This window comes from Natronomonas salsuginis (genome assembly GCF_005239135.1).
Lineage (GTDB): Archaea > Halobacteriota > Halobacteria > Halobacteriales > Haloarculaceae > Natronomonas > Natronomonas salsuginis.
Genome location: NZ_QKNX01000002.1, coordinates 557,411 through 571,020 on the forward strand (window position 1 = coordinate 557,411; position 13,610 = coordinate 571,020).

Sequence of the window (13,610 nt, forward strand, 5' to 3'; positions counted from 1 at the left end):
TTGAAGTAGCGTTCGGGCCGTCGGTTACACTCCCGAATCCCACCCCGGCGAGTATTTGTACGGTTCCCCGTCCGTGTCACCGACGCCACGTGGTCCCGGTGGAACGACGACGACGACCGCGGTCTGGGTCCGAAACGACACTTGCTCAGACGTTCCGAGTCGCCGCTCGTCGCCGTCGTGCGTGACCCATGCGGTTCGTCCGTCCCTCAGATACGTCGTCGCGCCCGTTCCGTCGCCGCGGTTCGTCCAGACGGCGAACCGCTCGTACTGCCCGTCGACGGTCACGTACCAGACGTTCGCGGTCGCGTACCAGTATCCCGGGACCGGCGCGAGGGGAAGGCCGGCCGGAATCGCTCCCAGCCGTTTCCCGAGCTTTTTCTTTCGCTTCCGCTCCGCTTCGTTCTCGATGCCGTCCGCGAGCAGGTTCTTGAGCTCGGTGTTTACCTCCGCTTGAACCCGCTGCTGTGCTTCGGTCGTCGTCGGTTCCGACGGTCGCGCCGCGGCTTCGGTGAGTTCCGTATCTAGCCGTGTCCGTAATCGGAGTTCGAGACGCTCGGTCGTGGCCGGGCCGTCGATCTTGGCGGCGGCCCGTTCGATCGTCGTCCCGTTTGTGAGCATGAGCGCCTCGTCGGCGGTCGACGCGTCAGTTCGGAGCGCCGCTCTCGCGTCGCGTTCCGACACGCCGGTGTCGACCAGTTCGTCGATCAGTTCACCTCGGACGTACGCCGTCGAATCCTCGACGTCCCCCTCGAGTTCCTCGTATCGCCCGCCCCCAGCCTCGGCCGCCGCCAGCGTCCGCGCCGCCGTCGACAACGAGACGCGCCCGGTCCCCAAGAACGGGATCCGACTGACGATACCGTCAGCGACCTGTCCGTGCGGCGAACTGAAGACGTTGATCGATCGCGTCGAGAGCGGATAGATCGTTCCGGCGCCCGGTTCGTCGATCCGATCCTGCGTCACTTCGCTCGTCGTGAGATACGAGGGAGCGGTGTCGACCGCCATCGACAGGTGTCCGGCCGGATCACTCACCCGATCGGCCGACGGGTTCGACGCGGCCCTGTGCGCGTCCAGCGCCCCGCCGAGCCGATCGGAGCCGATGTGCTTCCCGACCGCATCGCCGATTCCGTCGCTGGCCGCATCGAACGTGTCCGTTCGGGTTTTGAGCTCCGAATCGAGCGAGTCGAGGTATTCGAGTCGCACCGCGAGACGCGTCCGCTCGCGCGCCGTCCGGTCGGCGTCGATCAGCAGCTCGTCCCGTTGGCTCCCGATCTTTCGGTGTAACCGCTCCGCCGGGTTTGCCCGCCCCGTACCGACCGCGGGTGCCGGAAGCGTTACCCGGACGGCTCGTGTTCGATCTCTGACCGTCCCCAGATCCGACTCGATCGCCGCTCGCTCCATCGACGGCGACGCGGTCGCCCTCGCCGTCGATCGAACGGTTCGTCCTCCGGCGGCTCGTCTGGCGATGCCGTCGAGCCCACCGTTTCCGATCGCGTCCTCCGCGGCGCGATCGGTCGCGTCCCGGAGGTGCCCGTCCAGTCGACCGTCCGGGACGCCCTCGATGGGTGCCGTCCGCGCGTGGACTGCCACCTCCACACGGTAGATCCGCTCTTCGGTTTCCCTCGTCGTCATCGTGTCGTACCCCCGTTGCCACCGCCGCGTGACCGTCCGCGTTCTCGTTACCTCGAACGTGCCGCCGTCCACAGTCTCCCACCCCGTCTCGCTCGGGCCCCGGCTGCTGATCCGGTGGGTACTGGTTCGTGTGTCTGTTCTCACCCCGGTGTGCGTCCAGTTGCCGCCCGGCGAGCCGCCGCCCCACTGGTTCCGACTTCGGAGGTCCGAGGATGCCTCGACCCGCGCTTCGACCGTGTGGACCCGCTCGACAGCGTCGTCGAGGCGGTCGCGACCGCGCACTCCGATCGTGTCGACGAACGCGCGATCCGCCGAGGCGTTGACGCCGACGGTGATCGTCGGATCATCGGGCTCCTCGCGCCAGGTCCCGACCGATCGCTCCGGCGGCGGATTCACTCGAATCTCGTCGGTCGTCTTCAACACCGCATCCTGCCACTCCGGCTCACTGCCCAGCCCCGCGATGAGATCGGTGGTCGCCACGCGACCTGCGGCGGCCGAGACGCCGTTCTCCCCACCCGGATCAGCCTCGCCGAACGTCGAGCGCTGCTCGGCGAGCAGCGCGTCGTTCGTCGACAGCTCGATGTGTCGCGTCCCGAGGACCGTCGAGATATCTGCGCCGCCGTACTGGGCATATCCGCGGATCCAGGCGATCGCGTAGAGCCGAGTGGTCATCCGCTGGCCGAGTCCGGGCTTCGTGACCGGCGCGTTCGCCCGTCGCTCGAATCGCTCCGTTCGATCGTGGAGCGCGAGCACCGGATTCGCGACGACGAATTCGGGCGATCGTTCGACGCTCGCCACCGTCCGGCCGTTCCGGATCGCCCTCAACCGAACGCCCTCGATCTCGACGCGCATCGCCGCGTCGTCCTCGCCCGCCCGCTCAACCTCAACGCGCTCGATCGCCTGTCGATACCCCGCGGTCGTCGGGTCGACTGCTGGTAGCGACGCGGTCGCCGTCACCGATCCCCGAGTCGTTTCGGTCCCGTCGATCCGCTCGACTGCGCGCAGATAGAGTCGCAGTCTGAGCGCGTCCCGAAACGGCTCGTCGTCGCCTATCGCGCGCCCCGCCGGCGTATCGGCGGGATCGGTGACGGGCGCGATCGCCGCCTCCCGGGCAGCCTCGTCGGCCGCCCCTCGGAGCTCCGTCACCGCGGCGGCGGTCGCTCCCTGCATCGCGTCGTCGATGTGTGGCGACGCTTCGGGCGGCCGTGTCACGGTGGTCACGGCGATCGTCGTGCTCGTGAGCACGAGTAACACGCCGACGAGCGCGAACGGAACGCGGCCGCGATCGTTCACGGCTCCCACCGTCGGACCACGATCTCCACTCGCCCGACCCGCTCGACTGGTACCGATCCGACTGTCCCGTACTCCGCCCGCAGGTCGGCCTCGACCCGATAGGCGAGCCTGGTTGCGAGCCGCTCGTTCGCCTCGCTCGACGACGCCTCGTCGGTCGCCCACTCGACGCTCGTCCCCACCGCTCGGGCGGTGCGATGGTACCGGTCTTTCGTCACCGGCGCGGTTCTGGGATCGACGAGCCGGAGTCTGGTCCGTTCGGGTGGAAAGAGCCGCTCGACGTACGCCGCTGCGATCGCCGCTGCGACCGATTCGACCGATCCCGTCGACGTCGGCGACCGCATCCCGCTGTCGACCGTCACGCTCGTCGCGGCCGTGTCGGCCGTCGGTGGCGGTGCCGGTCCGATCTCGATCTCGCTTTCGAGCGAGGAGTCGGCGTACGGCTCCCACCGTGCAGTGACGTGAACCCGATTTCCAGTTCGTTCCTCGACCGTGCGGCGGACGGACGCCGGATACGGTGATTCGGTGAGGCGTTCCCCGTCAATCCTCACGTTCAAAACGACCGCCTGCGCGAGATGCTCGGCGAGCGTCGCGTGTGCCGTCTCACCTTCGCCGCTCGGTATGGCTGCGGTTTCGGTCGTGATCGCGTGTGCGGCCGGATCGCTGTCGACGGTCATCGTGTCCCCCTCGCTCGGGATCGCGCTCGTGAGCGTTCCGACAGCGACGCCGACCAACAGCAGACACAGCGCCACGTCCAACACCGTGCTCACCGCTCGGGCCACACGCACACCTCCAGAGCCCCCGGCCGAACCGTGCCGGGAGCGGTCCGAACGCTGACCGTCCGCGTCACGCAGTCCGCGATTTCGGCGCGTGGCGGCCCCTCGTGCCACGCTCTCGATTCAGCTCGGAGCGTCCCGTTGAGCGCGTGTCCGTTCGGTCGTGCGGCATCGGCGGCCGCCCCCAGCGGCGGGTGAACGACGCCGAACGGCGACGCCTCGGCGACGAGTGCGTCGGCTGCGATCGGTGCCACGTCCGCATCGCTGGTGAGAAACGGGAGCGTGGAATCGAGTACGCCGACGTACAGCGAGAGCCCGATCCCGAGCGCGAGGACCGCGACGAGCGCGGCGAGCGGCTCCGTTTGGCCCTTACCCGACGAGGACGGCATCGATCCCCTCCCACTGAACGCGGCGCACGGTCAATCGCTCGGAACCCCGCCATTCCGGCTCTGCACGTCGCGCGTGCCATATCGCTCGCTCGAACCGCGACGGCGAGACGAACATCCTGCTGGGCGGCTCTCCGAGGAGAACCATATGGAGCCTCGATCCCTCGATTGTGGGTACGACGGGGCCGTATCCGAACGCTGCATGGTCGGTGCCGCCCGCACCGCGAGCCGAGATCGAGTCGGTCCCGATCCGAACGCTCTCGGCGTTGGGAAGCGGATGGCTCCCAGTGGCTGCGTACGCGCTCGCGGCCACGCTGTCGACGGTCCGCGCCGCTCCGGCTGCGTCCGGCGGCGCTGCGGACGGGAGCGTCGTGACGACGCCGAACGCCGCGCTGCTGACGATCGCCAATCCGATCCACACGTACCACGCGTCCAACGGAACTCCGAACATGGGCAGTCTGGTCCCGTCATCGCTTATAAACCCCCGGAGACAGACGCCGTGACCGAAACTGCCAGCAGGTATGTGACGGTGGCGGTACAGAGCGCGATACCGATGCGGTGGCCGACCGCCGCCCGATCGAGTCCGCGCTGGAGTCCCGTCGACAGCCCCGTGAGTATCGCAGCCATGAGAAGCACGTAGACGCCGACCGCGATCCCGAGTCCGGCCGTCTCCGGGGCGCTTCCGCTCAGCGCCTCCGTCGTTCCGACGCTGTCGGCGAGCGCGACGGTCGCCCCGCCGACGAGCGGCCCGAAAAACGCCGCAGTGTTCGAAAGCGTCGACGTCACACGGCTGAGGTCCTGTCTCGCGTCGCGCTCGACCCGTCGGAGTTCGTCGAGGTGATCCGCCGTCTCGACGAGCGCCCGACCGGCCGGCGGTCCGGCACCCGCCGCCATCCCGAGCAAGCGCGCCGTGCTCTCCGCACGCCGACTCGGCACGCCGTCGAGCGCGCCGTGATCGCCGACGAACGCGGTTTCGACCCCGACTCGGAGCTGGCGTAGCCGTCGTGCCGCCGCCTCGAACGTCTCTCCGGCGATCCCGTCCAGTTCCCCCGCGGCATCGGCGACAGCCTGTTCGACGGCGATCCCGTCGGAGACGCGACGCCCAACGAGATAGAGCGCGTCGGAAAGCGTCGATTCGAGCTCGTCGGCCCGCGCTCTGATCGCGACGATCGGTCGAAACCGAACGAAGAGTCCGACGCCGGCCCCGAACCCAACCGCGGCGAGCGGTGGCGTCCACGCGGCCAACAGCATGTGTGACACGCCCGCCGCCCCCGCTCCGGCGACGAGGCCCGCTCCGCCGTAGATCGCGGGATGCGTCGCTGCCGTCGAATCGACCGCCATCGGCGGAAACGCGACGGGTCGATTCGCGAGCAACCAGCCGCTCGTACACACCAACCCGATCGGGAGGACGAGATCGTACACCGCGACGATTGCCGGGAGCGTGGCGTCGACGCCCGCTGCGCCCGCGGCCGGGAGCACGCTGACCAGCGCGAGCGGGAGGAGCACGCCGAACGCGTACACCGCCGTCGATGGGCCGCGAAGCGCGTCGGCTGCCTCTCGCGCTCGGTCCCGCGTCCCGTCGAGAATCGTGTCCATCGCTCGATCGAGGGTTCGATCCCGCTCGCCGGCGGGCGCGTTCGATGCGGCTTCGACGAGCGTCAACGAGCGATACAGCGCCGGGAACCGCGTTCGCCACGCCTCGGCGAACGCACCGAGGCCCGACCGCGGCGTCCCACGTGCCCGTCCGACACGGTCGGCCAGCCGGTTGCCCAGACGCCCGTCGGTTTCGGCAGCGAAGGCGGCGGCCTCCTCCGGCGTCGGCGTGATGCGCATCCGGAGTACCGCGCGGCTGACGACCGTCGGCGCGGTGCCGAGCGTCCGACTCCGACGGGCGTTGGCGATCGCGAGCACGCCGCCGCGAGCGAGTACCGCCGAACCGTAGCCGGCCCCGACGGCGACGACGAGCAACGACGGCTCGCCGATGGCGATCGCCGCCGCGGCGACGAGGCCCCCGACCACGATTCCCACACCGTCGGTCGCGGCGGTCAGCGTTTCCGGATCGCCGTTCAAAAACGGCTCGACCCGCCGGATCGACTCCGGGACCGACGACCGCGGTGAGAGCTCGGTCAGATGGCGGAGCGACCGTGCGGCGTCCGATCGCATGGAATCACACCTCCAGTTCGCGGGTCCGCTTGCGGATGTCGGTTCGAACGTCGGCCGCGGTTTCGGTCGGCGTCGAGAGCGCCGCGATCAGCCGGCTATCGCCCACGTCGATCGTCTCGGTTTTGGGGTCGTACAGAGGTTCGAACGCGACGCCGTCCGGCGTTCGACGAACTGATTCGATCGATCGAACCCGACGCTGGCGGCTGCCCGCCTCCTCGTACGCTTCGAGCGTGACGACGAGATCGGTGTCGGCGAACGCGGACTCGGCGACGCCGAGATCGGTGACGACGCGCTCTCTGACCGACTCCCCGCCGCCGCCGTGGATCGTCCCGAGGACGGTGCCGTCCGCCGCCCCGACGCGCATCGCCTCGTAGAGGACCTGCGCTTCCTCGCCGCGGACCTCGCCGACGACGAGCGCGCCGTCGCCGAGTCGGAGCGCAGTCCGGAGGGCGTCCGTCGCGGTGATCGACATCCCGTCGCCCTCGGTCACCCGAAGCGGCTGGACGTCGCGATCGTCGCCCTGGAGTTCGGAGACGGGGAGCTCCGGCGTGTCCTCGATCGCGACCGTTCGGACGTTGGACGGGATCTCCCACAGGAGCGCGCTGAGAAGGGTCGTCTTGCCGGCCCCGCGCGCCCCGGCGACGAGCGTCGCCGCCCCGCGGGCCGTCGCGACAGAGAGGAACGCCGCGACCTCGGCCGACAGGGTCCCGTTCTCGACGAGTTCGGCGATCCGAAACGCCTCCTCGTCGTGCGCGCGGAAGGTGAATCCGGTGCCGTCGCTGACGGGATCGGTGACGCCGGCGATCCGAATCCGTCGACCCCCCGCGTCCTCGGTCGCATCGAGCGTCGGACTCGCCTGTGAAAACGCGCGCCCGCTCGATCGCCGAAACCGCGACGCCAGCGCGGCGACGCCGGCGTCGGTCAATCGGACGTTCGTCAGCACCGTCCGTCCGTCACAGCGCACTCGGATGCGGTTGTCAGCCACGGGCGCGGTCGCGAACACGTCGGTCACGCCCGCATCCGCGAAGCAGTCGTCGAGGACGCCGAGCCCACGCGTGTGTTTTTCCAGCGCGTCCGCCAGGACGCCAACCGGCTGCCCCTCGGTGGCGATCGATCGAACGGCGCGCGAGGCGGCGCGCGCGCCCCCATCGATTTCGCCGCGGGCCAATCGCGCGTGGGCGGCGGCGAGGGTCGCCGTATCGGCCGGATCGAGCCGATGTTCGGCGGGGGTGAGGTGATACATCGTCCCCTCGTCGCTCTCGTACCACCGGACGATCGCTCCGGTTTCGAGCTCGTATCGGTCCCGGAGCGTGGCGTCGGCCGCGGGTCGCGTGGCGACTCGGGATTTGGCGACCGTCGGGCCGACGTGCGGTCGGAGCGCGGTCGGGTAGTCGCTCCCGAGAAACACCCCTAACCCGGTTTCGGCGACGAGGTTCGAGACGGCACCGTTGCGTCCGGCCGCCGCCTGCGCCGCGCCGAGCGGGTCCTCGCGAGCGCGATCGGCGAGCGCCTCGTCGTGAAAGCCAGCGGCATCGGCGAACCGACCGGCGGCGACGAGAAGCGCAGCGCTCCTCCCCTCGTAGGCTCGCTCGAAGCCGTCCGATCGCGTACAGATCGAGTCGACGTCTCGTCGTTCGAGCGCCTCGATCACGGTCCGACGGCAGGCCGACTCCGTCGTCAGTCGACCGCCGCCCGGACAGTCGTCGCCTTCGACGCTGAGGCGGTCGGCTTCGAACGTCGGCTCACAGCGACACTCGGATTCGGACGACAGCAGGCGGGTGAACATGGGGCATCTGGCCCCGTTTTCGCACTTAAACCCTCGCTCGGTCGAGCCGCGCACGTACCACCGCCTCGCCGTTGAGTCGAACCAGCGAGAGTCGCAGTCGCGTTCGATCGGCGACGATCGTTGGCGCGTCGATGCGGACCGGGACGGCCGTCTCGACGGTCGTGTTCGGGCCGCTCGCCGGGATCCACCGCAACTCGTCGTCGTCGATCCGGAATCGTCCGGGATCGGCGAACGTCGGCTCCGGCGGATCGAGGACGATCGTCGTCGCCGGCGGTGCATCGGATCGCTCGCCGGGATCGTTTTCAGCGGCGAGTCGTTCCGCCGTCGCGTTTATCCGTTCGAGTTCGTCGATCGCGAGCGCGGCCGCTCGATCCCGATCGGCGTGTTCGGCGCTCGGGAGGGCGATCCCGAACAGCGCGGCTCCCAACGCGACGGCGAGGACGACGCGGATCACAACCGCGCTTTGAGTCGGTCCAGCGGCGTCGAACGCCGCGCCCCGTCAGTACCTTCCGTCTCGGCGTCCGTTTCCGACGCCGGGCCGGACGCGGCGTCGACCGTCTCCGTGGGCGCAACGTTTCGCTCGATGGCCTCGGCCGTCCGCAACGCCCGATCCGCGCGCCGCTCGACGTCTTCGTTGACCGCTCTGACGGAGCCGACGTAGCCGCGGAGCGCCTGTACAGCTGCCTCCAACTCGTCTATCCGAACCTCTAACTCGTCGAGTCGGTCGGTTCGTTCGAGCGGTTCCTCGCCCGAAACGGCGCGCTCGACCGCCGCCAAGCGCCGCGCGACGGACTCCCTGTCGTGACCCCGGTCGTTCTGGGACATGCGGTCGGATGGTTCGCTTTCGGATATAAACGCTCGGCCCGCTCTCAGACGAGCGATGCGCCGTCGAAGTCACCGCGGTCGATCTTCACGTCGAGCAGTTCCAATATCGTCGGCGCGATATCGTACAGGTCGGCGTCTTCGATCTTCGCGGTATCGTCGTCGACGAACAGACAGGCGTTCCCGAAGCTGTGCATCCCGTTTCTCGGGCCGATATCGAAGACGTCGTCGCCGCCGCGGAAGCCGGCCTTGAGGTCGAACCCGTCGTTCGGAATGACGACGAGATCGGGGGCGATCTCGTCGTGTTCCCCGCGGAAGGCGTCCTCTTTCGTCACCACGCGATCCGCGACCGGACGGCCGTCGGGACCCTCGAACGCCTCCAGCTCGGCTTTCAACTCGGCGCGCACCGCCTCGTACTCGGCTTCGGGAACCGAGCCGCGCGGCTCGCGACCTTCGAGGTTGATGTAGAATCGCCCCGGGATGAGCGAGTACGCTCGCGTTTCGTCTGTGACATCGCTGAGACTCTCGTGATCCTCGTCCTCGAAGGAGAGCCAGCCGTTCTCCGCCAACCAGACGTTACATTTTACCTCGTGGTCGAGCGTGGTGAACCCGTGATCGGACGCGACGACCATCGTCGTATCCTCGTCGAGCATCTTTCGGAGTTCGCCGAGATACCGATCGAGCTTCGCGTAGAACTCGAGGAACTCCTCTTTGTACTCGCCGTCCTGCGCGTAGTGTTTAAATAAAAAATGGTTCACGCGATCCGTCGTCATGAAGACGCCGAAAAAGAGACTCCAGTCGTCCTGCTCGATGTAGTGTTTGAACGCCTCGAAGCGGGCATCGAGCGTCCGATGGGCGTCCTCGATGAACTTCGATTTGTCTTCTTGATGGCCGAGCTTGGCGTTCACGTCGATCTGGTAATCCAGCCGTTCGAGCGTCTCCCTGAGTTCGTTCGGGTACGCCGCCTTCTCGACGCCTGGCGAGAGAAAGCCGCTGACCATCCGCTGAACGTCCCGATCCGGCGGGAACGTGACGGGGACGTTCATCACCGTCGCCTCGCCACCGGCGGCGTCGACTCGCGACCACAGCCGCGTCGCACGCACGTCTTGTCCCATCGGAACGTACGTGTCGTAGCTATCTATCTCGCGGTCCTGAAAGCCGTACACGCCTGTTTCCCCCGGATTGACGCCCGTCGTCAGCGCCGGCCAACACGCGCTCGATTCCGGCGGAACGATCGAATCGATCGCGCCGCCGGCGGCGAAGTCGCTCAGGTTCTCGAACGTTTCCTCGTTGTCAGCGACCAGCGAGTACGGTACGCCGTCGATGCCGAAAAAGGCGACACGCGGTCCGCTCCCGCCACGAAGCCGGTCGAACAGTCCCATATGCCCGTCTGCGAGAGGAAGCTACAAGAAGTTTCGTTTCGACGGACAGTGGCGACATCGGTCGTCGAAATCGGCACCCGTTCGTCGAAGCCGATCGTCTGTCCGGGGCCGGCTCGCTCGCCGACGTGGGACTCCGCGTGAAACGACGTCTACGATGGACTCTCGCTTCCGGATGGATCAGCCGAAGTGTTCCTCGTAGAGGTCCTGTGCGTGTTCGATCGCGTCCATCGCCGCCTGTTTGTCCTCCCACCCTTGCGTCTCGACCTCTTTGCCCTCCTCGAGGTTCTTGTAGGTCTCGAAGAACTCCGCGATCTCGTCGAGCGTCTGCTGAGGGATATCGTCGATGTCGTCGACGTGATCGTACCGCGGGTCCTCGCTCGGCACCGCGATGACCTTGTCGTCCTGCTCGCCGTCGTCGTCCATCTTCATTAGCGCGACCGGACGCGCTTCGATTATACAGCCGGGGAACGTCTGATCTTCCACCAACACGAGCACGTCGAAGGGGTCCTCGTCGTCGTAGTACGATCGCGGGATGAACCCGTAATCCGAGGGGTAGTGGACGTTCGAGTGGAGCACGCGATCCAGGACGACGCCGGGGATGTCCTTGTCGTACTCGTACTTGTTTCGCTCGCCTTTGAGACACTCGACGACCGCGTAGATCTCTTCCGGCGCGTTCGGGCCCGTTTCGAGGTCCTCCCACAGGTTAGCTGCAGCCATACGCGACGGGTGCGGCTGAAAGCCGCAAAGAGCTTTCGACATCCGATCGTCGTTCCGGCGTCCCTCGCACACGACGACGTTACCGATCTTCCTTGGCCGCCGCGATCTCGACGATGCGCCGAAGCGACTCCTCCACGCGGCGGCGCTGCTCGTCCGACGGCCACGCGTTCCGCGGGAAGTATTCGGTTCGGAACTCCTCGCGCTCGCCGGTGGTCGCCGCCTCGATCGGCTTCGCGTAGTGGTTGCTCATGAAGTCCGCGAACGCGGTCGCCGTCGCGCCGTGGACCTCGCCGTGCCGATCCTCGACGCGCGAGGCGATCGCTCGATTGTGCGCGTCGATCGCGTCCCAGTCCGCGTCGGCTCCCGGTCCCGAGATCGATCGCTCGACGGCGCGAGTCGTGTCCGTGATCCGATCGAGCCGAACCGTCCCGTCCTCGACCCACTCGATCGGGTACAACACGAGCGTCTCGCCGGTGTCACTCTCGCGGACCCTGGCGGTGTAGCCGTGTGCGTCGAGCAGTTCCTCGCGCTCGTCGCGGTATGCGGTTCGCTCGTTCCCGTCGACCGCCTCGCGAGCGCGGCGCGTGAGCGTCTCCGCGCGGTCGATCGCCTCCTCGGGGAGGGGAAGCGCCCCCGAGTCGTCGTGGTCGTCCGTCGGTGCCGAATCGGGTGTGGGGGTCTCGTCAACCATCGAGCGCCTCGTTGGCTAGTTCGTCGGCGCGGCGGTTTATCTCTCGCGGAACGTGGTCGATAGACCACTCCTCGAACTGCCCGAGCAACTCGCGGACGCAGACCCGCTTCTCGCGGAGCGTCGGATCGTTCGTGTTCCACTCCCCACGGACCTGCTTGACGATGAGCTCCGAGTCGCCCTTTATAACGAGCTCGTCGAAGCCGTACTCGGCGGCGACCTCGAGCGCGCCGATCAGCGCCTCGTACTCCGCTTGGTTGTTCGTCGCGCGGCCGATCCGCTTCGACCCCTCGGCCGCGATCCCGTCGCCGGTCACGATCACCCACCCGATCGCGGCCGGTCCCGGGTTTCCGCGCGAGCCGCCGTCGAAGTAGACGTGCGCCCGGCCGCCGCCGCCCTCGATGAGCGCGACGAGCCGTGCGGGATCGGCTCCCTGAACGACGACCGACGCCTCGTAGGCGACCGCCGTTGCGCCCTCCCATTCAGCCCGCCACAGTTCGTGTTCGGTGTTCCCCGGACGGATCTCGACGCCTTCAGTCTCCAGTCGCTCGCGGGCGCGGTCCGGATCACACTCGATGACGGGCATGTCTCTGACTCCCCGACGGTCGGGGTTAGGGGTTCCGATCAGGCGTGTCGATCTCGGTCCTGAGGCCCGAATAGCATTTCACCGTCCGCCCCGAACGCTACCCATGCGCCTCGACGAGTACGTCGACGACCTCGACCGCGACGAGTCGGTCGAACTCCGCAAGCTCGCCGAGGAGAAATCGTACGCAGTCACCGAGTTCGTCGACGACGCGCGAACCCGATTCGACGAGACGCTCTCCGACGAGACGCTCGTCGGCTCGACCGCGCCGTCGGTGTTCGTGGGCCGGTCGAGCTACCCGCGCGTTTTCGCCGGCCTGCTCTCGCCGGTCGGCGACGAGGACGACGCCGCGGACTACGCGACGACCGGCGAGTGGTACCGACACGGCTACGGGATCGAGGACGTGTTTCGGCGCCGAACCGGGCTGTTGAACTCCACACGGCGGTCGAACGTCGACGTCTACGACGTCTGGGACGGCTTCGTCGGCACCCAACGGGAGGTCGCGATCGCGGATCGCCCCGTCGACATCGAGTTGGGGCTGGACGGCCGCCCCGGGTTCGACCTCGACGGCACGCTTGAGGACATCGCCGCCCCCCGTGGCCCCCGGATCAGCGCGGACAGCGCGCGGGTGACGGAGAACCCCTCCGTCCCCAGAGCGATCGAGAAGACGCTCTCGGACGACGACTGGCGCGCCGAGGGCGCGATGACGTATCTCTACCGCCGGGGGTTCGACGTGTATCAGATCAATAACGTCCTCTCGGTCGGCGCGCTCGGACAGGGCGAACACCGTCGGCTCGTCCCAACGCGGTGGTCGATCACCGCCGTCGACGACACAATCGGGCAGTACCTCCGCGGGACGATCCGGAACGCGTCTTCGATCGACCGGACGCTGGTCTGGCACGCCGACTACATGGGCAACGAGTACTGGGTCGTCGCCACGCCCGGCGAGTGGGAGTTCGAACTGATCGAACTGAAAGCGCCGGGCAGCATCTGGAACCCCGACCCGAACGGTCGGCTCTACATGGCGGCCGACAGCGAGGGCTACGAGGGCCGACGCGGCTACGTCGAGGAGACCTCCGGGGCGTACTACGCCGCCCGCCTCGGCGTTCTGGAGGCGCTCTCGGAGCGTGATCGGCAGGCCAAGGTGTTCGTCGTTCGCCACGCGACGAACGAGTACTGGGCACCAGTCGGCGTCTGGCAGATCCGAGAGTCGATTCGCGACGCGGTCGAGGGCGAACCGGTCGTCGCCGAGAGCTTCCACGGCGCCGTCAGCGAACTCGTTCCTCGCCTGCCCGTCTCGATGGCCGATCTCCGGCGAAAGTCGACGATGGTCGCGGGGATCCAAAGCGATCTCTCCGCGTTCGGCGCGGGGGTCGGTGATCCCTGAG

General features: G+C 68.1%; 13 protein-coding genes. 1 reads left to right on the plus strand and 12 read right to left on the minus strand.

Translation table 11 applies throughout. From position 1 onward, the window contains the following. Positions 1-24: 24 nt before the first annotated feature. The 12 genes from DM868_RS07650 to rnhA all read right to left on the minus strand — a co-directional run bounded on the left by DM868_RS07650 (position 25) and on the right by rnhA (position 12,225). Positions 25-2,922, minus strand: a complete 2,898-nt coding sequence (locus tag DM868_RS07650; RefSeq protein ID WP_137276270.1) for a DUF7286 family protein — start codon at positions 2,920-2,922, stop codon at positions 25-27. After that, positions 2,919-3,701, minus strand: a complete 783-nt coding sequence (locus DM868_RS07655; RefSeq protein WP_137276271.1) for a DUF7284 family protein — start codon at positions 3,699-3,701, stop codon at positions 2,919-2,921. Before DM868_RS07655 ends, DM868_RS07650 begins: the two co-directional genes overlap by 4 nt. Next, positions 3,686-4,084: a DUF7285 family protein gene (locus DM868_RS07660; RefSeq protein ID WP_137276272.1), complete on the minus strand. Its 399-nt coding sequence runs from the start codon at positions 4,082-4,084 to the stop codon at positions 3,686-3,688. The genes DM868_RS07655 and DM868_RS07660 overlap by 16 nt, the downstream gene beginning before the upstream one ends. Beyond that, positions 4,065-4,532: a DUF7283 family protein gene (locus tag DM868_RS07665; protein WP_137276273.1), complete on the minus strand. Its 468-nt coding sequence runs from the start codon at positions 4,530-4,532 to the stop codon at positions 4,065-4,067. The genes DM868_RS07660 and DM868_RS07665 overlap by 20 nt, the downstream gene beginning before the upstream one ends. A 23-nt stretch (positions 4,533-4,555) precedes the next feature. Continuing rightward, positions 4,556-6,244: a type II secretion system F family protein gene (locus DM868_RS07670; RefSeq protein WP_137276274.1), complete on the minus strand. Its 1,689-nt coding sequence runs from the start codon at positions 6,242-6,244 to the stop codon at positions 4,556-4,558. 4 nt (positions 6,245-6,248) lie between these two features. After that, entirely contained in the window at positions 6,249-8,030 is a 1,782-nt protein-coding gene (locus DM868_RS07675; RefSeq protein ID WP_137276275.1) for an ATPase, T2SS/T4P/T4SS family, read from the minus strand. A 25-nt stretch (positions 8,031-8,055) separates the two neighbouring features. Then, positions 8,056-8,484, minus strand: coding sequence for a DUF7311 family protein (locus DM868_RS07680; RefSeq protein WP_137276276.1), 429 nt, complete (start codon positions 8,482-8,484; stop codon positions 8,056-8,058). Beyond that, positions 8,481-8,855: a DUF7310 family coiled-coil domain-containing protein gene (locus DM868_RS07685; RefSeq protein WP_137276277.1), complete on the minus strand. Its 375-nt coding sequence runs from the start codon at positions 8,853-8,855 to the stop codon at positions 8,481-8,483. Before DM868_RS07685 ends, DM868_RS07680 begins: the two co-directional genes overlap by 4 nt. A gap of 44 nt (positions 8,856-8,899) precedes the next feature. Beyond that, a complete protein-coding gene (locus tag DM868_RS07690; RefSeq protein WP_137276278.1) occupies positions 8,900-10,234 on the minus strand; it encodes an alkaline phosphatase family protein in 1,335 nt (444 codons plus the stop codon). Positions 10,235-10,411: 177 nt separating this feature from the next. Next, positions 10,412-10,951 (minus strand): inorganic diphosphatase, encoded by a 540-nt coding sequence (locus DM868_RS07695; protein ID WP_137276279.1) that lies wholly within the window; start codon positions 10,949-10,951, stop codon positions 10,412-10,414. Positions 10,952-11,030: 79 nt separating this feature from the next. Beyond that, positions 11,031-11,642 (minus strand): DUF7108 family protein, encoded by a 612-nt coding sequence (locus tag DM868_RS07700; protein ID WP_246049033.1) that lies wholly within the window; start codon positions 11,640-11,642, stop codon positions 11,031-11,033. Next, on the minus strand, positions 11,635-12,225 hold the full coding sequence (gene rnhA, locus DM868_RS07705; protein ID WP_137276280.1) for a ribonuclease HI: 591 nt from the start codon (positions 12,223-12,225) through the stop codon (positions 11,635-11,637). The genes DM868_RS07700 and rnhA overlap by 8 nt, the downstream gene beginning before the upstream one ends. Positions 12,226-12,328: 103 nt before the next feature. On the opposite strand from rnhA, the gene nreA reads away from it, so the two are divergent. After that, on the plus strand, positions 12,329-13,609 hold the full coding sequence (gene nreA, locus DM868_RS07710) for a DNA repair protein NreA (protein ID WP_137276281.1): 1,281 nt from the start codon (positions 12,329-12,331) through the stop codon (positions 13,607-13,609). Position 13,610: the final 1 nt, after the last annotated feature.